Raw genomic sequence first — 20,348 nt, forward strand, 5'->3', positions numbered from 1 at the left:
TTCCGGAGCTCCGCGGTGTTGCGGCCGTGCCTCCGGTCCTCGGCGGCGCGGCCGTACGTACGAGTCCGAGTCGAGCCCCGCACCCGGGTCGTGCCTCGGCCCGGCCTTCCGCACTGCAAGCCGTGTCGCGACACCGAGTCCGCACCGGGTCCGCACCGAGTCCGCACCGAGTCCGCACCGAGCCCGAGCGTGACTTCGAGCCCTACCCGGGCTGGGTCATCCGACCCTTCGCCCCGCCCCCGGCCCGTTCTCCGCTCGGACCCCCTGCCCTCCCACCCCGACCCGTCTCGTGCCACCCGGCCCGACCCCGGGTCCCGGGCCCGGGACCGGGACCGGTCGCCCCTCGCCCCTGAGGGCGGGACAGCGGGCGCCGAGCCCGCTGTCACCCACACAGGGCACCTGCTCTCACCCACACGAGCGTCCGATTGATCCGGTTATCAGGATGGAAGTGCGGGTATGCGGTGTGACTCGGGCCACGTGAATTGGGCGTAACGCTTCCCGTTCCCATGCGATGACTCAAGAGGTGACAGCGGAGGAGGGAATACGGGCGCTCCATCCGGGGCTCTTGTTCCAGCCCATATTTCTCCACTGCTCCGCCCGCGCCGTCGGATCATCCCCGCCGACGGTCCGCCGTTTTCCATCGTTCCGAGAGGTTGTTCGTGTCGGCCAGCACATCCCGTACTCTCCCCGCGGAGATCGCCGAATCCGAGTCCGTGATGGCGCTCATCGAGCGGGGGAAGGCTGAGGGGCAGATCGCCGGCGACGACGTACGTCGGGCCTTCGAGGCTGACCAGATTCCGCCAACCCAGTGGAAGAACGTCCTGCGCAGCCTCAACCAGATCCTCGACGAGGAGGGTGTGACGCTGATGGTGAGTGCAGCCGAGGCGCCCAAGCGCACCCGTAAGAGCGTCGCAGCGAAGACCCAGGCCAAGCGCACCGCCACCAAGACGGTCGCTGCCAAGACCACCCAGGCCAAGAAGGCCACCCCTGCGGCTCCCGTCGCCCCGGCTGCCACCGCCGCTTCCGCGGCGGGTGTCGCCCCGGGACAGGAGTCCGCTGGGGAGGAGGCCGCGCCGAAGCCCGCGAAGAAGGCCGCAGCCAAGAAGACCGCGGCGAAGAAGACGGCGGCGAAGAAGACGGCCGCCCCCAAGAAGACCGCAGCCAAGAAGTCCGTCGTCGACGAACTCCTCGAGGGTGACGAGGAACTGGTGGAGGACATCGCCGCCAAGCCCTCGGGCAAGCCCGGCCCCGAGGACGGCCCCGCGGCCGAAGTCAAGAACGAGAACGAGGGCTTCGTCATCTCCGACGATGACGAGGACGACGCGCCAGCCCAGCAGGTGGCCGCCGCGGGGGCGACAGCCGACCCGGTCAAGGACTACCTCAAGCAGATCGGCAAGGTCCCGCTCCTCAACGCGGAGCAGGAGGTCGAGCTCGCCAAGCGGATCGAGGCCGGTCTCTTCGCCGAGGACAAGCTGGCGGCCGAGGAGAAGCTGGCCCCCAAGCTCCAGCGCGAGCTGGAGATCATCGCCGAGGACGGGCGCCGCGCCAAGAACCACCTGCTGGAGGCCAACCTCCGTCTGGTGGTCTCGCTGGCCAAGCGCTACACGGGCCGCGGCATGCTCTTCCTGGACCTGATCCAGGAGGGGAACCTCGGTCTGATCCGTGCGGTCGAGAAGTTCGACTACACGAAGGGTTACAAGTTCTCGACGTACGCGACGTGGTGGATCCGTCAGGCCATCACGCGCGCCATGGCCGACCAGGCGCGCACCATCCGCATCCCGGTGCACATGGTCGAGGTCATCAACAAGCTCGCCCGTGTGCAGCGCCAGATGCTCCAGGACCTGGGCCGTGAGCCCACCCCGGAGGAGCTGGCCAAGGAGCTGGACATGACGCCCGAGAAGGTCGTCGAGGTCCAGAAGTACGGCCGGGAGCCGATCTCGCTGCACACTCCGCTGGGCGAGGACGGCGACAGCGAGTTCGGTGATCTGATCGAGGACTCCGAGGCGGTCGTGCCGGCGGACGCGGTCAGCTTCACACTTCTGCAGGAGCAGCTGCACTCCGTGCTCGACACGCTCAGCGAGCGCGAGGCGGGCGTCGTCTCGATGCGCTTCGGTCTGACCGACGGCCAGCCCAAGACGCTCGACGAGATCGGCAAGGTCTACGGCGTGACGCGTGAGCGCATCCGTCAGATCGAGTCGAAGACGATGTCCAAGCTGCGTCACCCCTCCCGTTCTCAGGTCCTGCGGGACTACCTGGACTGATAGGGCGGCAGCGCAGACACGCGCACACACACGTGGAGGCCGGTGGACCCCGCCGAGGGGTCCACCGGCCTCCACGTTGTTGCCGACCTTCCCCCTGCTGCATCTGCGGGCGTTTCTCGGCTCATCCCGAGGGCGGCCCGGGATGCGACCCGCGTGAACTCGGAACACCCTGGGTAGTCACACAGTTCCGTACGGTCAGGAGGTCGGTCTCATGCGATCGATGCGCTGTAAGCGAACACGCGCCAGCCGCACCCCGAGGCGCTCTGGAAGTCGTCCCGTCATCCTGGGGACGGCGCTCATAGCTGCGCTGCTCGCTCCGGCGACGCCGCAGCAGGCCGCAGCGCACGACAAGGGGCCTGGCCGTGTCGTCGTGGGTGGAGCCCCGGTGAGCGCCGACGCGCACCCGTGGGTCGTTGCCCTCTCCAGCCGTGCCCGGTTCGGCCCGCAGCGCTCGGGCCAGTTCTGCGGCGGCGCCCTCGTCGGCCCCCGAACGGCGGTAACGGCGGCGCACTGCCTCAGCAGGGAGGTGCTGGGGGCCGACCCCTCCCGGGTCGACGACCTGCGCGTGATCACGGGACGCGGGGATCTGACGAGTACGGCGGGCAAGGAGATCGCGGTCAAGTCGTCGAAGGTCAACCCGGACTACGACTCCAGGACCAACAAGGGTGACATCGCCGTACTGCGGCTGGCGTCCTCCGTGCCGCGGGAGGCCGTCATTCCGATGGCCCACAAGGGCGACTCCGCGTACCAGGCGGGCACCGAAGCCTCGGTCTACGGCTGGGGCGACACCACGGGGCGCGGGGACTACGCGACGACGCTGCACGCCGCCCGGGTGAAAGTGCTTCCGGACCAGGACTGCCGACGGGCCTATCCGGGCTCCGCCGACGGCACCTACGACCCGGTCACCATGATGTGTGCAGGACTCAAGGAGGGTGGCAAGGACGCCTGTCAGGGAGACAGCGGCGGCCCACTGGTCGCCCAGGGCAAGCTCGTGGGCCTCGTCTCCTGGGGTATCGGGTGCGGCCAGGCGGGTCGCCCGGGCGTCTATACGCGGCTCTCCGCGGCCGAATCCGTGATCCAGACCCAGGACGGCGCCCCCGCGCCCGCAGGGACGTGAGGGGGCGCACAAGCGCGCTCTGAGCGGTACTGGGAGTCAGGCGGGGTGCGGTGCGCGTCGGGCGCGAGCCGTCCCGCGCCCCCTGTCCTTGCCGGTCTTCCGTACCGGGGTTGCCGTACCGGGGTTGCCGTACCGGTTCGGCAACCGGTCCGTTCCGGCCAGGAGGACGATCGGTCAGGGCGATATCCGGCCAACTCCGGTCAGCGTGATGCTCCAGCAGGCAGCAGGCAGCAGGCAGCAGGCAGCAGGCAGCAGGCAGCGAGCCGGTCCGGAAATGACGAGGGCGGACGGTTCTCCCGGGTATCGGGAGGACCGCCCGCCGGTTCCGGCCTGTGCCGGGATAGCTCGTCGGACGTGGACGCGAAGGCGTCGGGTCAGCAGGTCATCAGTCGTCTTCGCCTGCGGTGGAGGGAGTCGCGGTGAGCTTCTCCGTCTCGTCCTGTATCTCCGCGGCGATCTTCTTGAGTTCCGGCTCGAACTTGCGACCGTGGTGGGCGCAGAACAGCAGCTCTCCGCCGCTTACAAGGACAACGCGCAGGTACGCCTGTGCGTTGCACCGGTCACAGCGGTCGGCTGCCGTCAGCGGAGTCGCGGGGGTCAGAACTGTAGTCACGTCGCCTCTTCTCTAGCTCGACGAGCTGTCGTACCAGGGTCAACATCCAACCAGGCCGAAAACGTTCCCGCACTGGCCTTCATTCCCGGACTTTTTTGGCCGGGAGGCCGGATAGTTGCCGGGTGGCGGCGAATGGGCCGTATTGCAGGGGTTGGGAGCTTTCCGTCGGTGTCCGTCGATTTTTCGGTCTGTCGGTCGAGTCTGTGACGGTGGGTGGTGGCTTGGTCGCGGGCTCTGCCAGTGGCGCTGGCAGGTCTCGTCGTGCCGTTGTGTTGTCGTCCGACTTCGGGCTGTCCAACCCTCCGTTGTGGAGGACGTGCCCGGAGCCTAAATGGTTCATGCCTGGATGGGAACGTGATGTGTGCGGCACCGGGGGCGACAACCATCCCTACACCAGATCTCTTATCGAACAGAATATCGAACGTGGGCTAGCATGGCAGTTCTCATGATCCGTCTCCCGGGTCGCACACTTCCGTCTCCTGGGTGGCACATCACGTGCCGTCCTGGGCCTCGGTACCCTCTGACGCGGCAACCCAGCCGTCTCAAGCAGAATTCAGCGAGGAGCGAACCGCGTGACCGCCGACATGTCCGTGCCGTCCACCGCACTGCTGACCGGGGCAGACCGCGAGGGCGGTTCCAATTACACCGCGCGGCATCTGCTTGTCCTGGAAGGGCTGGAGGCAGTCCGCAAGCGGCCGGGCATGTACATCGGCTCGACCGACAGTCGTGGCCTGATGCACTGCCTCTGGGAAATTATCGACAACTCGGTTGACGAGGCGCTCGGCGGCTACTGCGACCGGATCGAGGTCATCCTGCGCGAGGACGGCTCGGTCGAGGTCAGTGACAACGGCCGTGGCATCCCCGTCGACGTGGAGCCCAAGACGGGGCTCTCCGGCGTCGAGGTCGTGATGACGAAGCTGCACGCCGGCGGCAAGTTCGGTGGCGGTGCCTACGCGGCCTCCGGTGGTCTGCACGGTGTGGGCGCCTCGGTCGTCAACGCGCTCTCCTCCCGGCTGGACGTCGAGGTCGACCTCAACGGCAGGACCCACAGCATCAGCTTCCGCCGCGGGGTGCCCGGCATCTTCACCGAGTCCGGCCCCGACGCGCCGTTCGACCCCTCCAGCGGGCTGCTCAAGGGGAAGAAGATCCCGAAGACCCGTACGGGTACCCGGGTGCGCTACTGGGCGGACCGGCAGATCTTCCTCAAGGACGCCAAGCTCTCTCTGGAGACGCTGCACGCGCGTGCCCGTCAGACAGCGTTTCTGGTGCCCGGACTGACGATCGTCGTACGCGACGAGCGGGGGCTGGAGGACGAGGGTGTCGTCGAGGAGACGTTCCACTACGACGGCGGCATCAGCGAGTTCTGCGAGTACCTCGCCCCCGACAAGGCGGTCTGTGACGTGCTGCGGCTGCAGGGGCAGGGCACCTTCAAGGAGACGGTGCCGGTCCTGGACGACCGCGGTCACATGATCCCCACCGAGGTGCAGCGCGAGCTGGGTGTGGACATCGCGCTGCGCTGGGGCACCGGCTACGACTCGACGCTCAAGTCGTTCGTGAACATCATCGCCACCCCCAAGGGGGGCACCCATGTGGCGGGCTTCGAGCGGTCGGTGACCAAGACGGTCAACGAGGCGCTGCGTACGCACCGGCTGCTGAAGGTCGCCGACGACGACGTCGTCAAGGACGACGCCCTCGAAGGGCTGACCGCCGTGGTGACGGTCCGGCTGGCCGAGCCGCAGTTCGAGGGGCAGACCAAGGAGGTGCTGGGCACCTCGGCCGCCTCCCGGATCGTCGCGCAGGTGGTGGCCAAGGAACTGAAGGCGTTCTTGACCTCCAACAAGCGGGACGCCAAGGCGCAGGCCCGCGCCGTGCTGGAGAAGGTCGCCGCCGCGGCCCGTACCCGGATCGCCGCGCGGCAGCACAAGGAGGCGCAGCGCCGGAAGACGGCACTGGAGTCCTCGGCGCTGCCCGCCAAGCTGGCCGACTGCCGGGCCGACGACATCGACCGCACCGAACTGTTCATCGTGGAGGGCGACTCCGCGCTCGGCACCGCCAAGGTGGCGCGGAACTCCGAGTTCCAGGCGCTGCTGCCGATCCGCGGCAAGATCCTCAACGTGCAGAAGTCGTCCGTCTCGGACATGCTCAAGAACGCCGAGTGCGGTGCGATCATCCAGGTCATAGGAGCCGGGTCCGGGCGGACCTTCGACATCGACCAGGCGCGGTACGGCAAGGTCATCTTCCTCGCCGACGCGGACGTCGACGGCGCACACATCCGCTGTCTGCTGCTGACGCTCTTCCAGCGCTACATGCGGCCGATGGTGGAGGAAGGACGGGTGTTCTCCGCGGTGCCGCCGCTGCACCGGATCGAGCTGATCAACCCGAAGAAGGGCCAGGACAAGTACCTGTACACCTACTCGGACAACGAACTGCGCCAGACCCTGCTGGAGCTGGAGAGCAAGAAGATCCGCTACAAGGACTCCATCCAGCGCTACAAGGGGCTGGGTGAGATGGACGCCGACCAGCTGGCCGAGACCACCATGGACCCGCGCCACCGCACCCTGCGCCGCATCAACATCAGCGACCTGGAGGCGGCAGAGCAGGCGTTCGACCTGCTGATGGGCAGCGAGGTGGCTCCGCGCCGGGAGTTCATCAGCTCCTCCGCCGCCACGTTGGACCGCTCCCGCATCGACGTGTGAGATCGACGTCCGAGTAGGGGACAGCCGGCTCTTTCGCCTCTTGAGCGGCCTTCACCTGAAGGGGTGAAGGGGCCGGAATGCGCTGAATGTGATCTCGGGACTGCGCCCATCCTGGTGCATGCGCATCGAAGATCCCTGGTACGACGCCGTGGCCACGGGCGGAGCCGAACTCGGCTGCGCCCGTCCCACCGCCCCGTCCCATCTGCCCGCCGCCCGAGTCGCGGCTTCTCCCCGGCAGCAGCGGCCGGTGCGGCGGCCCGACGCGCACGAGGTGTATCAGGCCGTCCAGCGCAGCGCCGCCTTCCAGCAGGTCCGCCGCCGCTACCGGCGCTTCGCGCTGCCCGTGGGCGCGGCGTTCCTGCTGTGCTACCTCGGCTATCTGGTGCTCGCTGTCAGCGCGCCCGGGCTGATGGCGAGACCCGTGGTCGGCGTGTTGAACGTCGGAATGGCCGCTTTTCTCGCGCAGTTCGCCGCCACGTTCCTGCTGACCTGGCTGTATGCGCGCCACGCCCGGTTGCGCAGGGACCGGCCGGCGCTCGAACTGCGCTGGGAGACCCAGGAGATGACCCGAGCGGCGGCGTCCGCCGCACCAGGGGAGTGCGTGCGGTGAGCGGTGGTCACCAGGTGCTGACGCTGCTGCTGTTGAGCGCTGTCGTGGTCGCCACGCTGGCCGTCACCAGCTGGGTGGGCAGCAGACGGCACGCCTCCTCGCAGGAGTTCTACGCGGGTGGCAGACTCTTCACCCCGCTGGAGAATGGTTTCGCCATCGCCGGTGACCACATGTCGGCCGCCGCCTTCCTCGGCATCGCCGGACTGGTCGCGCTCTACGGCTACGACGGGATGCTCTACTCCGTCGGCTTCCTGGTGGCGTGGCTCCTCGCCCTGCTGCTCATCGCCGAACCGGTACGCAACTGCGGGCGCTACACCCTCGCCGATGTCGTCGCCGTACGGGTACGCGAACGGCCCGTCCGGATCGCGCTGGGATGCTCGTCCGTGACGGTCTCGGTGCTGTATCTGGTGGCGCAGCTGGTCGGTGCGGGCCGCCTGATGGCGCTCGTGCTGGGCAGCTCCGGGGGAGCGGCGTACGCCTGGAAGGTGCACGGGGTGCCCGCGCTCATGGTCTTCCACGTCGTCTGCGGCGGCATGCGGGCGGCCACCTGGATCCAGATCGCCAAAGCGGTGCTGCTGATGGGCGGTGCGCTGACGCTCAGCGTGCTGGTGCTGCTGCGGTTCGGCGGCGACCTTGCGGCTCTGCTCACCAGTGCCGCCGAGAACAGCGGCCACGGCAAGGACTTTCTCGCCCCCGGCCTGCGCTACGGCGGCGCCGACCGGGTCTCCCGGCTCGACTTCCTCAGTCTCGGCCTGGCCCTGGTGCTCGGTACGGCCGGACTGCCGCACGTCCTGGCGCGCTTTTGCACCGTACCGACGGCGCGTGCCGCCCGTCGCTCGGCCGTGTGGGCGATCGGGCTCATCGGGAGCTTCTCCCTGATGACCATCGTCATCGGCGCCGGAGCGGCAGCGCTCGTGGGCACCGATGCCGTGCGCCGGTCGAGCGCGGCCGGGAACACGGCCGTTCCGCTGCTGTCGGTCGAGTTGGGCGGCGGGGCGCACGCCACCGGGGGAGCGGCTGTTGTCGCACTGGTGGCCGCTGTGGCTTTCGCTTCCGTCCTGGCCGCCGTCGCGGGCGTCACCCTCGCCGCATCGGCAGCCATGACCCATGATCTGTACGCGTCGTTGACGCCGCGACGAGACCGGCCAGACGGCTGGTCGCAGACCGGCTGGTCGCGAGAGGGCTGGTCGCGACGGACCTGGTCGCAGGGCGGTCGGAGGGGCGGCCCAAAGGGAGAGGTGGCCGTTGCCCGTGCGGCTGCCGTGGTCATCGGCGCTGTCGCCGTCGGACTGAGCCTGTCGGCGCGGGAGCTGAACGTGGCGTTCCTGTTGGGCCTCGCCTTCGCAGTGGCCGCATCGGCCAACCTTCCCGTACTGCTGTACGCCCTCTTCTGGCGACGGTTCACCACGTGTGGCGCCGTCTGCTCCGTTTACGGCGGACTGCTGCCCGCCGTCGCACTGGTGGTGTTCTCACCGGTCGTCTCGGGCGGCCCGCAGTCGCTGTTCCCCGGCCGGGACTTCGCGTACTTCCCGCTGGAGAACCCCGGGCTCGTCTCCATCCCGCTGGGTTTCCTCGCGGGCTGGCTGGGCACGCTCCTGTCCCACCGGAGCGCCGATCCGGCACGGCACGCCGAGACGGAGGTGCGCTCCCTCACGGGCGCGGGCGCGGTGTGACCCCGGTCCGGGGCTGTGTGACCCCGACGCCGGGCGGCGTGACCCCGACCCCGGACGGGGTGGGCCGTGCCGGTGCGCTTTTCGGGTGGAGGGCTTCGGGCAGGACGACGGTGAACTCGGCGCCGCCGTCCGGCCCCTCGCTCACCTGGGCGCTGCCGCCGTGGCGCTCCGCGAGTCGTCGTACGAGCGCCAGGCCGAGCCCGCGGCGGCCGTGCGCCGGCGGCTCCTTGGTGGACCAGCCCTCCGTGAAGACGGCTTCCCGGTGCTCGGACGGGACGCCGGGGCCGCTGTCGCCCACCCGAAGGGTGAGCCCGGTCTGCCGGCCGTCCGCGTCGGGGACGAGCGCGACCGTCACCCGGCCGCCCGGCGAACCGGCCGCCGCGTCCAGGGCGTTGTCGACCAGATTGCCCAACACCGTGGCCAGCTCCGGAGGGTCCACCAGACGGTTGGGCAGCAGCGTGCCCGGTGCGATGCGCAACGCGACCGAGCGCTCCGCCGCCACGGTGGCCTTGCCTACCAGCAGCGCGGCGAGCATCGGGTCGTGAATGTGGTCGGAGATCTCCTCCGCCGTCGCTCTGTGCACTCCGACGGCCTCGCTCAGATAGTCCACAGCGTCCTCGACCATGTCCAGCTGCAGCAGTCCGAGGAGGATGTGCATACGGTTGGCGTGTTCGTGGTCCTGGGCGCGCAGGGCGTCGATCAGCCCTTGTGAGCCGTCCAGTTCCCGGCCGAGGAGCTCCAGTTCGGTCCTGTCGCGGAGGGTCGCGACGGCCCCGCCGTCCTCGGTCGGCATCCGGTTGGCGACCAGCACCCGCCCGCCGCTGACCGTCAGCAGATCGGAACCCGGCACCTCGCCCGCCAGCACCCTGGCCGTTCGCCCGGGACCCAGCGCCTCCTGCGGGGACAGCCCGATGTGCTGCCCGTCCAGCTCCAGCAGCCGCTGCGCCTCGTCGTTGACCAGCCGGATCCTTCCGGAGGAGTCCAGCGAGACGACGCCCTCCCGGATACCGTGCAAGACCGCCTCCCGTTCGGCCAGCAGCGCGGTGATGTCGGAGAAGGCGAGGTCGTGGGTGCGCTTTTGCAGTCTGCGGAAGATGAGCAGCGCGGCGAGTGCGCCCACCCCGAGCGCGCCGCCGGCGTACGCCAGCAGCCCCGGTAGGGCCCGGGTGAAGCGGTCGCGCACGCTGTCGTAGGCGATGCCGACCGAGACGGCGCCGACGACCTTTCCCCGCTCGTCGTGCAAGGGAACCTTGCCCCGGGCCGATCTGCCCAGGGTCCCCTCGTCGATGTGGTGCACCTCCCGGCCGGCCAGCGCGGGGCCCGGGTCGGTGGAGACCCGGTGGCCGATGCGGCGGGGCTCCGCGTGCGACCAGCGGATGCCGCGGGTGTCCAGCACCACGATGTAGCTGGCGCCGGTGGCGTGCCGGATGCGTTCGGCGAGGCGCTGGACGGGGCCGTCGCGTGAGGGCCCGGCGCCGTCGGTCAGCAGGTCGTCCAGGCCGGGCTCGGCCGCCGTCGCCTGCGCGATGGCGAGCGCGCGCCGGGAGGCCTGGTCGTCGAGCTGGTTGCTGAAGGGCGCCAGGAACAGCCCTGTCGCCACGGCGGTCACCCCGGTGACGACTGCCAGTTGCATGAGCAGCACCTGGGAGGACACCCGCCGTGGCCAGCCGGGGCGACGCAGCGGCCGGTGCGGACGGCCGGGGTGGGAGGAGCGCCGGTACACGAGTCGGACTGGTGTACGTCGTACTGAGGTGCGTCGTGCTGAGGTGCGGCGTGCTGAGCGTGCTGCGTGTGTGCCGGAGAGGGACACGGGCGACCTCACGGCGGGAGGGGACGGGCTGCGCGGTCCTCCGAACGGGGGACATAGCCGGACGGTATCCACCCCACCCGTGCCGACGCACCGGTCCGGACGCCGACGATCCAGCGGGCCGCAGGCGGTACGGGCGCTACGGGCGGGCCGGGGGTTCCTCGATCCGCAAGGCTTCCATCCGCACCGGGGCGGCCGGGGCGGCGCCGCAGCTCGCGGGCAGGGCGGGTCCGTCCGCCGACTCGGCGAGGAGCACGTGCCAGCGGCGCCCGTCCACGTGCGCGACGGTCACCCGCCACCGCCGCTGATCCGCGTCCGGCTGCCGCGGCTTCGCCGGCTCCTCGCGTACGGCGGTCACAGTCAGCGCGTGCGCGCCCGACTCGCCCGTACGCTCACGTACCGCCAGGTCGGCCGCCTGCCCCGGGCGGTCCCAGGCGGAGCGGCCTCGGCAGCCGTCCGTCAGGACATGACCGTCCCGTACGGCGTCCAGCACGCCCTTCACGGCCGGCGCGTCGAGCCGTCCGTACGCGTAGCCGTAGGGCAGCACCAGCAGCGTCGGCGCGAAGCGGTGGCCACCGATATGGGTGATCTCCCAGACGTTCGCCCCGCCGGAGGCCTCCAGCTCGGCAGCCAGTGGCCTGCCCAGCAGGGCGCAGCAGCGGTCCCGCTTGCCGTTGGTGCACACCAGGGCGAGCGGATCCCCTCGGTACGGCTCCCAGCCGAAACCGAGCGGAGGGACACCAGCCGTATCCGTGGTGGCGCCGTCCACGCCGGCAGAGGCGCCGTGCACGCCGGTGGAGGCGCCGTCCAGGGCCGCGAAGTCCAGCTTCCGCAGTTCCCCCAGGTCGTCGCCCGACAGCGCGACCGTACGGACCCACGAGTTGCCAGGGACCGTGCGGGCGAGGAAGATCCGGTGCCGCGCGGTACTGGAGTTGTCGGCGTGTCGTCCGGGACGTCGGATCAGTGCGACCCGGCCGCCGTGCGCGCTGGCCGCCGCGTCGAGCGTCTGCCCGAGCTCCGGGTCGAGATGGCTCTGGGTCAGCGCCTTCTTGCCCCAGGGGCCCGGCTGCTCGATCAGCAGCCAGGTGCGGGCTGTCGCAGCCGTACCCGCGAGGGGCTCGGCCAAGGCCCGGGAGGCCGTCGCACACGTGCTCACACAGGCGAGCCTAACCTGGCCGGCCCCGCCGCGCCCGCTGCGCCACTGCCTCCGCGCACCCCTCGGTCGCCTCGGTCGCCCTCTCGTACGTCCGTCCTCCCGTCGCCCTGAGCGGAAGACGGGAAGGCCCTGTTCGGTACGATCAGCAGCCGTTCCGAGGCAGCGGGGGTCCCGCCCCGCGAAGCCGCCACAGCACAGCGGAGCGGGGCAGGAGGGGAACACGTGGACGGTACGGAGGCCGGCAGCCGACGGGGAGCGGTGGGCGGCCGGATCCCGGTCGTCGTCCTGGCCGGGTTCCTCGGCTCCGGGAAGACCACTCTCCTCAACCATCTGCTGCGCCGCGCCCGAGGCACCCGCATCGGTGCGATCGTCAACGACTTCGGCAGCATCGAGATCGACGCCATGGCCGTCTCCGGCCAGGTGGACTCCATGGTCTCCCTCGGGGACGGCTGCCTGTGCTGCGCCGTGGACACCAGCGACATGGATGAGGTACTCGACGTCCTCGCGCGCCCCGCGGCCGGAATGGACGTCATCGTGATCGAGGCCAGCGGGGTGGCCGAGCCGGAGACGCTGATCCGGATGGTGCTGGCCAGCGGGAGCCCGCACATCGTCTACGGCGGTCTCGTGGAGGTCGTCGACGCGGCGGAGTTCGAGGCCGTACGCGCGCGCCATCCCGAGTTGGAGCGCCATGTCGGGGCGGCCGATCTGCTCGTCCTCAACAAGGCCGACCGCGTGCCCGACGAGCGCCGTGCAGCGCTCCGCGCCGAACTGCGACGGCTCAGCCCCGGTACGCCCGTCGTCCCCGCCACCTTCGGCCGTGTCGACCCGGCGCTGCTCTTCGACCGCGTACGTCGGGAGCGCCCGCCGGTCGAACAGCTCTCGTTCGACTCGCTGCTGTACGGCGACGGGGACAGCGACGGCGACGGCGAGGAGCACGGCCACGTGACCGGGGGAGATGAGAGCGAGCACGGGTGCGGCGGCGAGGAGAGCCATGCCGCGCATCTGCACGCCGCCTACGAGCCGGTGGAGTTCGTCTCCGACCGGCCGCTGGACCCGCGCCGCTTCCTGGATTTCCTGGACGCCAGGCCCGACGGGTTGTACCGGATCAAGGGTTATGTGGACTTCGGCGCGGCCGACCCCGCCAACGTGTACGAGGTGCACGCCGTGGGCGGCTTCCTCCGCTTCGCCCCGGAGCGGCCCTCCCGGTCGAAGGAGCGGCGTACCGAGCTGGTGATGATCGGCTCGGGCGTGGACGGTGCCGCCCTGCACGACGGGCTCAGCGCGTGCGTCGTCGACCCGGAGGGGCCGGGACCGGACGAGCGCGCGATGTGGGGAGTGCTCCGCTACGTCGACAGCGGCCAGGAGGACGAGACGGATCTGCTGGTCGCGGCGGCCGACGACGCCGCCGGATCCTTCCCGTCGTAGTTGCTCGGCCCGTCGTGGTCGCTCGTCCCCCGGCGTCGCTCGACGCGACAGCGGGGAAGGTGCTGGGGGCGCGCTGCCCCCGGCACCTTCGGCTTCGGCTCCGCCCGCTCCGGGCGACTACACCGGGCCCGCCACCGCGGCGATCTGCTTCTTCAGCGGCAGCCCCGAACCGTCCCTGCGCGGGTCGGGTTCGGGCAGCTCGGCGGGGGCGCCGGTCCTGGTCGCCGCCAGCGCGGGGGTGGCGCCCGCCCAGGCCAGCCGCAGCCGGTCCTCGCCCTTGAGGAAGCGCTGGCAGCGCACGCCGCCTGTCGCACGCCCCTTGCGCGGGTACTGGTCGAACGCGGTGAACTTGGCCGTGCTCAGCGAGTCGTCCAGCGTGCCCTCCGAACCGGCGGCCGTGAACACGGCTGCCTCCGCGGCCGGGTCGACGGCGCCGAAGAAGATCACCTGCGCGTCCTGGGCGAGCTTGACGCCCGCCACTCCGCCCGCGGGACGGCCCTGCGGACGCACCTGGCTCGCCTGGAAGCGCAGCAGCTGTGCGTCGTCGGTGATGAAGACCAGGTCCTCCTCGCCGGTGCGCAGCTCGGCGCCGCCGACGATGCGGTCGCCGTCCTTGAGGGCGATGACCTCCAACTCGCCCCGGTTGGCCGGATAGTCGGGCACCACCCGCTTGACGACGCCCTGCTGGGTGCCGATCGCCAGCCCCGGCGACGACTCGTCCAGCGTGGTCAGACAGATCAGCGTCTCGTCGTTCTCCAGGGTGAGGAACTCCGAGATCTGTGCTCCGCCCGCCAGGTTGGGCGAGGTGGCCGTCTCGGGCAGTTGCGGAAGGTCGACCACCTGCAACCGCAGCAGACGGCCCGTCGAGGTCACGGCTCCCACTTCGCCGCGTGTGGTGGCCGGCACGGCGGAGACGATCACGTCGTGTTTGACGCGCTTGGCCGACTCGCCGAACTCCATGCTGCCGTTGGCCGTGCGGGCGAGCAGGCCCGTGGAGGAGAGCAGCACCCGGCACGGATCGTCGGCGACCTCCAGCGGTACGGCGGCCACCGGAACCTCGGCGGAGTCCAGCAACTCGGTGCGGCGCGGGGTGCCGTACTTCTTGGCGACGGCGGACAGTTCCGAGGAGACGAGCTTGCGCAGCTCCGCGTCCGACTCCAGGATCCGGGTCAGCTTCTCGATCTCGTCCTTGAGCCGGTCCCGCTCGTCCTCCAGCTCGATACGGTCGAACTTGGTGAGCCGGCGCAGCGGGGTGTCGAGGATGTACTGGGTCTGGATCTCGCTGAGCCCGAAGCGGGAGATGAGCGAGGCTTTCGCCTCGGCGGCGTTCTCACTCGACCGGATGATCCTGATGACCTCGTCGATGTCGACGAGCGCCACCAGCAGGCCCTCCACCAGGTGCAGCCGGTCGCGCCGCTTGCCGCGCCGGAACTCGCTGCGCCGCCGTACCACGTCGAACCGGTGGTCGACGTAGACCTCCAGCAGCTCCTTGAGGCCGAGCGTGAGCGGCTGGCCGTCCACCAGCGCGACGTTGTTGATGCCGAAGGACTCCTCCATCGGCGTCAGCTTGTACAGCTGGGAGAGGACAGCTTCCGGGTTGAAGCCGTTCTTGACCTCGATGACCAGGCGCAGCCCGTGCTCGCGGTCGGTCAGGTCCTTGACGTCCGCGATGCCCTGCAGCTTCTTCGCGTTGACCAGGTCCTTGATCTTGGAGATGACCTTCTCGGGACCGACGGCGAACGGCAGTTCGGTGACCACGATGCCCTTGCGCCGGGCCGTGACCTGTTCGATCGAGACCGTGGCACGGATCTTGAAGGAGCCGCGTCCGGAGACGTAGGCGTCCTTGATGCCCTCCCGGCCGACGATCTTGCCCCCGGTGGGCAGGTCGGGGCCCGGGATGAAGCCCATCAGGGTCTCAAGGTCGGCGCCCGGGTGCTTGATCAGGTGACGGGCTGCCGCGATGACCTCGGTGAGGTTGTGCGGCGGCATGTTCGTGGCCATGCCGACCGCGATCCCCGAGGCGCCGTTCACCAGAAGGTTGGGGTAGGCGGCCGGCAGCGTGACGGGTTCTTCCTCGCTGCCGTCGTAGTTGGCGCCGAAGTCGACCGTCTCCTCGTCGATCGACTCGACCATCAGCCCGGCGGCGGGCGCGGCCCGGCACTCGGTGTACCGCATCGCCGCGGGCGGGTCGTCGTTGCCCAGCGAACCGAAGTTGCCGTGGCCGTCCACGAGCGGCAGCCGCATCGAGAAGTCCTGTGCCATCCGCACCAGGGCGTCATAGATGGGGGAGTCACCGTGCGGGTGGAGCTTGCCCATCACCTCGCCCACCACGCGGGCGCACTTCACATACGACCTGTCGGGGCGCAGGCCCATCTCGTGCATCTGGTACAGGATCCGGCGCTGCACGGGTTTCATCCCGTCGCGGGCGTCGGGGAGCGCGCGCGAGTAGATGACCGAATACGCATACTCCAGGTAGGAGCCCTGCATCTCGTCGACGACGTCGATGTCGACGATGCGCTCCTCGAAGTCCTCTCCCGGCTCCGGTGCCGGTGTACGGCTTTTACTGCGGCGGGCCATCGCGGCTGCGGCTCCTTCGCTGCTTCGTGCTGTCGCTCTTGTGCTGTCGCTCTTCGCGCTGTCGCTCTTGTTGCTGTCGATCGACCATTGTGGACCGCCGCACTGACAGGGCGGTCGCTCGGTAGACCGTACGGGAACTTCGCACCTTGTCGGCGTGGTTGCATACAGTGACAGGGCCGCCGGTCGCACGAGTGCGAGGCGGTCCGCAGTTCCCGGCGCCCGGCCGGGACACCCCCGCGAGCGAAGGGACTCCACGCGCATGGGTCACACGGCCACGCCCCCGCCGGCCACCGGTGGGCTGACAGCGACGGAGCATCGGCTGGCCAACGGCCTGCGGGTGGTGCTCTCCGAGGACCATCTGACCCCCGTCGCCGCTGTCTGCCTCTGGTACGACGTCGGTTCCCGTCACGAGGCCAAGGGCCGCACCGGCCTGGCTCACCTCTTCGAGCACCTGATGTTCCAGGGTTCGGCGCAGGTGAAGGGTAACGGGCACTTCGAGCTGGTGCAGGGCGCCGGCGGCTCGCTGAACGGCACCACCAGCTTCGAGCGCACCAACTATTTCGAGACCATGCCGGCCCATGAGCTGGAGCTCGCCCTGTGGCTGGAGGCGGACCGGATGGGGTCGCTGCTGGCCGCGCTGGACGAGGAGTCCATGGAGAACCAGCGCGACGTGGTCAAGAACGAGCGCCGGCAGCGCTACGACAACGTGCCCTACGGCACCGCGTTCGAGCGTATGACGGCCATGGCGTTCCCCGAGGGCCACCCCTACCACCACACCCCGATCGGCTCCATGGCCGACCTGGACGCGGCCTCCCTGGAGGACGCGCGGGAGTTCTTCCGTACGTACTACGCGCCCAACAACGCCGTGCTGTCCGTCGTCGGCGACATCGACCCTGAGCAGACGCTTGCCTGGATCGAGAAGTACTTCGGCTCCATCCCGGGCCACGACGGGAAGCGCCCGCCGCGCGACGGTTCGCTGCCCGACCTGATCGGCGAGGAGAAGCGCGAGGTCGTCGAGGAGGACGTGCCCTCCCGCGCGCTGATGAACGGCTACCGCCTGCCGCACGACGGGACCCGCGGGGCGGACGCGGCCGACCTGGCGCTGACCGCGCTGGGCGGCGGCGAGTCCTCCCGCCTCTACGCCCGGCTGGTGCGGCACGACCGCTCCGCGGTGGCGGCCGGTTTCGGCATGCTCCGGCTGGCGGGCGCCCCCTCGCTGGGCTGGCTGGACATCAAGGCGTCCAGCGGTGCGGAGCTCGCCGACATCCAGGCGGCGGTCGACGAGGAGCTGCGCCGCTTCGCCGAGGAGGGCCCCAGCGAGGAGGAGATGGAACGGGCCCAGGCGCAGTTGGAGCGCGAGTGGCTGGACCGGCTGGCGACGGTCGGTGGACGCGCCGACGAACTGTGCCGGTACGCGGTGCTCTTCGGCGACCCGCAGCTCGCGCTGACGGCGGTGAGCCGCGTGCTGGAGGTGACCCGCGAGGAGGTGCGGGAGGTGGCGGCGCAGCGGCTGCGTTCCGACAACCGCGCCGTGCTGGTGTACGAACCGCTCGCGCACGAGGACGAGCCGGCGAACGCGGCGAACGACGACGAGGAGGCCGGGCAGTGAGCGAGACACCGGCGAGCACGAGCCCCGCGGGCATCGCGGAGACAGCAGGCAAGAGCATGGAGTTCCACCCCCAGCCGCCCAGCGGCACCCCGAAGCCGTGGGCCTTCCCCACCCCCGAGCGCGCCACGCTGCCCAACGGGCTGACGGTGCTGCGCTGCCACCGCCCGGGCCAGGAAGTGGTGGCCGTCGAGGTGAATCTGCGGGCGCCGCTGGACGCGGAGCCGGAGGGGCTGGACGGTGTCGCCACCATCATGGCCCGCGCGCTGAGCGAGGGCACGGACAAGCACACGGCCGAGGAGTTCGCCGCCGAGCTGGAGCGGTGCGGCGCCACGCTCGACGCCAACGCCGACCACCCCGGCGTGCGCGTCTCGCTGGAGGTGCCCGTCTCCCGGCTGCCCAAGGCGCTGGGTCTGCTGGCCGACGCGCTGCGCGCTCCCGCCTTCCCGGACGGCGAGGTCGAACGGCTCGTCGCCAACCGGCTGGACGAGATCCCGCACGAGCTGGCCAACCCGGCGCGTCGCGCCGCCAAGGAGCTCTTCCGCGAGCTGTTCCCCGCCGAGTCGCGGATGTCCCGGCCCCGGCAGGGCTCCGAGGAGACGGTGCGGCGCATCGACGCGGCTGCCGTGCGCGCCTACTACGAGGCCCATGTGCGCCCCGCGGCGGCCACCGCCGTGGTGGTCGGCGATCTGGAGGGCGTCGATCTGGACGCGGCGCTCGCCGAGACCCTGGGCGGTTGGACGGGAGCCGCCGCGGCGGTGCGTTCCATGCCGCCCATCTCCGCCGACGACGCGGGCCGGGTCGTCATCGTCGACCGGCCCGGTGCGGTGCAGACGCAGCTGCTGATCGGCCGGACCGGCCCCGACCGGCACGACCGGGTGTGGCCCGCGCAGCTGTTGGGCGTCTACTGCCTGGGCGGCACCCTCACCTCCCGGCTGGACCGGGTGCTGCGCGAGGAGAAGGGCTACACCTACGGGGTGCGGGCGTTCGGGCAGGTGCTGCGCTCCGCCGAGGACGGCAGCGGCGCCGCGATGCTGGCCATCAGCGGTTCGGTGGCCACCGATGTGACGGGACCCGCGCTGGCCGACCTGTGGCAGGTGCTGCGGAAGCTGGCCGCCGAGGGGCTGACCGACGAGGAACGGGACGTGGCGGTCCGGAACCTGGTGGGGGTGGCGCCGCTGCGCTACGAGACGGCCGCGGCGGTCGCCGGGACGCTGGCCGACCAGGTGGAGGAGTATCTGCCGGACGACTACCAGGCGCGGCTCTACACCCAACTCGCCGAGACGGGGACGGTGGAGGCCACCGCTGCGGTGGTCAGTGCGTTGCCGGCGGACCGGCTGGTGACGGTGCTGGTCGGGGACGCCTCCCAGATCGCCGACCCCGTACGCGAGTTGGGCATCGGCGAGGTCAAGGTGGTCTCCGGATCCTGACCCCGCGGGCGGGGCGCCGACGGCAGTGAGAAGTGGGGCCCGGGAGGAGGAATCACTCCTTCCGGGCCCCACTCAATGTCCGCTTCTGTAGCGGTTGCTGATGAGTTGGAGTGTGGCGTACGTGACAAACCCAGGGTTTTGTTTGCCGCTTGGAGTCGGCCCCGATTAGCGTCGTTGCCGCTGTCCGTCAGAAGTGACCGCACCCGCGGCCGACGGACAGCGATCGCCGAATCCCCGAGGCGAACAGGCCGAGGGGGACCGGGGACCCAGGTCCCATTGGGGTGAATCGGACGGCCTCGCAAGAGGCGGTCCGTAGGAGACCTTCCTGCTCCGAACCCGTCAGCTAACCCGGTAGGCGAGAAGGAAGGAAAGGAGTACGCCTCCGTATGGCGTTCACCCGTGCCACTGGCAAACACAGGCGTCCGAGCAAGGCCCGCAGCAGGGCCGCAGGCGGAGCGGCGGGCATAGCCGGCCTCGCCACTGTCGGCGTCGTCGGGTCCATCGCCTCCCCCGCCTTCGCCGCGAGCGAAGGACAGAAGCACACCCCCGTCCAGCAGGACGCGAAGATGAGTGAGGTCGTCGGCGGGCCGATCTCCGAGACGCTGGACGAGCAGGCCTACACGCAGGCGCTGCGGGCCGAGCAGGCCAAGGCCGAGGCCGACGCCAAGGCGGAGGCCGCCAAGGCGAAGGCCGAAGCCAAGCGGAAGGCCGACGAGGCCCGGCGCAAGGCGGCGGCCGAGAAGGCGGAGAAGGAGCGGGACGCGAAGCTCAAGGCCGCGCGGGAGGCCGAGCGGGCGAAGCTCAACGCCTATGTGGCGCCCGTCGAGGGGTCCTACGTCTCCACCGGCTACAAGCAGGGCGGCGGCATGTGGTCGTCCGGCAGCCACACCGGCATCGACTTCCACGCCGGCATGAACACCCCGGTCCGCTCCGTGGCCGCCGGTGAGGTCGTGGAGGCCGGGAACGGCGGTGCCTACGGCAACAACATCGTGATCAAGCACAAGGACGGCACGTACACGCAGTACGGCCACCTGAACTCGATCGGCGTCTCGGTCGGCCAGCAGGTCAAGGCGGGTCAGCAGATCGGCCTCTCCGGCTCGACCGGCAATTCCTCGGGGCCGCACCTGCACTTCGAGGCACGGACCTCTCCCGACTACGGCTCGGACATCGACCCGCTGGCCTATCTGCGCCAGCACGGCGTCAAGATCTGACCGAGCGTCGCGGCTCGGCCCGTCGGGTTTCCCGTCGGATTCTCGCCGTCGTGGGTGCCCGCCGCCGTGGCGGACTTCCGCGAGGGGGCGAACGGACCAGCAGGTCCGTTCACCCCCTCGCGTTGTTCTCCCGTCCGGAGAGCACGAGGGGGGCGCCGCACCTGAC

General features: G+C 70.5%; 13 protein-coding genes and 1 riboswitch. Of the genes, 9 read left to right on the plus strand and 4 right to left on the minus strand.

The annotated features are described in order from the left end of the window. Positions 1–659 precede the first annotated feature (659 nt). Together KBY19_RS31495 and KBY19_RS31500 are read left to right on the plus strand one after the other, a co-directional pair. The gene (locus KBY19_RS31495; RefSeq protein WP_099884809.1) at positions 660–2,261 is read left to right on the plus strand and encodes an RNA polymerase sigma factor; all 1,602 of its coding nucleotides are present in this window, start codon (positions 660–662) and stop codon (positions 2,259–2,261) included. Between the two features lie 283 nt (positions 2,262–2,544). Continuing rightward, positions 2,545–3,378, plus strand: coding sequence for a serine protease (locus KBY19_RS31500; protein ID WP_247691622.1), 834 nt, complete (start codon positions 2,545–2,547; stop codon positions 3,376–3,378). Between the two features lie 385 nt (positions 3,379–3,763). Here KBY19_RS31500 and KBY19_RS31505 read toward each other — a convergent pair whose 3' ends face one another. Continuing rightward, complete coding sequence (locus tag KBY19_RS31505) at positions 3,764–3,991, minus strand: hypothetical protein (protein WP_099884811.1); 228 nt, start codon at positions 3,989–3,991, stop codon at positions 3,764–3,766. Positions 3,992–4,563: 572 nt separating this feature from the next. On the opposite strand from KBY19_RS31505, the gene KBY19_RS31510 reads away from it, so the two are divergent. The 3 genes from KBY19_RS31510 to KBY19_RS31520 all read left to right on the plus strand — a co-directional run bounded on the left by KBY19_RS31510 (position 4,564) and on the right by KBY19_RS31520 (position 8,970). After that, the gene (locus KBY19_RS31510) at positions 4,564–6,687 is read left to right on the plus strand and encodes a type IIA DNA topoisomerase subunit B (RefSeq protein ID WP_210967203.1); all 2,124 of its coding nucleotides are present in this window, start codon (positions 4,564–4,566) and stop codon (positions 6,685–6,687) included. A 118-nt stretch (positions 6,688–6,805) separates the two neighbouring features. After that, on the plus strand, positions 6,806–7,297 hold the full coding sequence (locus tag KBY19_RS31515; RefSeq protein ID WP_210967204.1) for a DUF485 domain-containing protein: 492 nt from the start codon (positions 6,806–6,808) through the stop codon (positions 7,295–7,297). Further along, a complete protein-coding gene (locus tag KBY19_RS31520) occupies positions 7,294–8,970 on the plus strand; it encodes a cation acetate symporter (protein ID WP_210967205.1) in 1,677 nt (558 codons plus the stop codon). The genes KBY19_RS31515 and KBY19_RS31520 overlap by 4 nt, the downstream gene beginning before the upstream one ends. Here the strand turns inward: KBY19_RS31520 and KBY19_RS31525 are convergent. Both KBY19_RS31525 and KBY19_RS31530 read right to left on the minus strand, forming a co-directional pair. Further along, entirely contained in the window at positions 8,948–10,603 is a 1,656-nt protein-coding gene (locus KBY19_RS31525; RefSeq protein ID WP_210967206.1) for a sensor histidine kinase, read from the minus strand. The genes KBY19_RS31520 and KBY19_RS31525 overlap by 23 nt on opposite strands. Positions 10,604–10,916: 313 nt before the next feature. Continuing rightward, positions 10,917–11,933 (minus strand): sucrase ferredoxin, encoded by a 1,017-nt coding sequence (locus KBY19_RS31530; protein ID WP_210967207.1) that lies wholly within the window; start codon positions 11,931–11,933, stop codon positions 10,917–10,919. 222 nt (positions 11,934–12,155) lie between these two features. On the opposite strand from KBY19_RS31530, the gene KBY19_RS31535 reads away from it, so the two are divergent. Further along, on the plus strand, positions 12,156–13,358 hold the full coding sequence (locus KBY19_RS31535; protein WP_307843673.1) for a GTP-binding protein: 1,203 nt from the start codon (positions 12,156–12,158) through the stop codon (positions 13,356–13,358). A 117-nt stretch (positions 13,359–13,475) separates the two neighbouring features. On the opposite strand, the gene KBY19_RS31540 is transcribed toward KBY19_RS31535, so the two are convergent. After that, complete coding sequence (locus KBY19_RS31540; protein ID WP_099884816.1) at positions 13,476–15,935, minus strand: DNA topoisomerase (ATP-hydrolyzing) subunit A; 2,460 nt, start codon at positions 15,933–15,935, stop codon at positions 13,476–13,478. 259 nt (positions 15,936–16,194) lie between these two features. On the opposite strand from KBY19_RS31540, the gene KBY19_RS31545 reads away from it, so the two are divergent. From KBY19_RS31545 to KBY19_RS31555, 3 genes are all read left to right on the plus strand, one after another. Next, complete coding sequence (locus tag KBY19_RS31545; protein WP_099884817.1) at positions 16,195–17,544, plus strand: pitrilysin family protein; 1,350 nt, start codon at positions 16,195–16,197, stop codon at positions 17,542–17,544. A gap of 56 nt (positions 17,545–17,600) precedes the next feature. Continuing rightward, entirely contained in the window at positions 17,601–18,971 is a 1,371-nt protein-coding gene (locus tag KBY19_RS31550) for a pitrilysin family protein (protein WP_099886836.1), read from the plus strand. A 214-nt stretch (positions 18,972–19,185) separates the two neighbouring features. Next, a riboswitch (cyclic di-AMP (ydaO/yuaA leader) is annotated at positions 19,186–19,343 on the plus strand. Positions 19,344–19,357: 14 nt separating this feature from the next. Continuing rightward, complete coding sequence (locus KBY19_RS31555) at positions 19,358–20,182, plus strand: M23 family metallopeptidase (RefSeq protein ID WP_099884818.1); 825 nt, start codon at positions 19,358–19,360, stop codon at positions 20,180–20,182. Positions 20,183–20,348: the final 166 nt, after the last annotated feature.

Source organism: Streptomyces sp. B15 (assembly GCF_018070605.1).
In the GTDB taxonomy this organism is placed as follows: domain Bacteria; phylum Actinomycetota; class Actinomycetes; order Streptomycetales; family Streptomycetaceae; genus Streptomyces; species Streptomyces smyrnaeus.

Excerpts from the sequence above, each read along its gene's own strand:
- KBY19_RS31515 (WP_210967204.1), top strand. The coding sequence starts at position 6,806 with ATGCGCATCGAAGATCCCTGGTACGACGCCGTGGCCACGGGCGGAGCC.
- KBY19_RS31540 (WP_099884816.1), bottom strand. The coding sequence starts at position 15,935 with ATGGCCCGCCGCAGTAAAAGCCGTACACCGGCACCGGAGCCGGGAGAG.
- KBY19_RS31545 (WP_099884817.1), top strand. The coding sequence starts at position 16,195 with ATGGGTCACACGGCCACGCCCCCGCCGGCCACCGGTGGGCTGACAGCG.
- KBY19_RS31525 (WP_210967206.1), bottom strand. The coding sequence starts at position 10,603 with ATGCAACTGGCAGTCGTCACCGGGGTGACCGCCGTGGCGACAGGGCTG.
- KBY19_RS31555 (WP_099884818.1), top strand. The coding sequence starts at position 19,358 with ATGGCGTTCACCCGTGCCACTGGCAAACACAGGCGTCCGAGCAAGGCC.
- KBY19_RS31550 (WP_099886836.1), top strand. The coding sequence starts at position 17,601 with ATGGAGTTCCACCCCCAGCCGCCCAGCGGCACCCCGAAGCCGTGGGCC.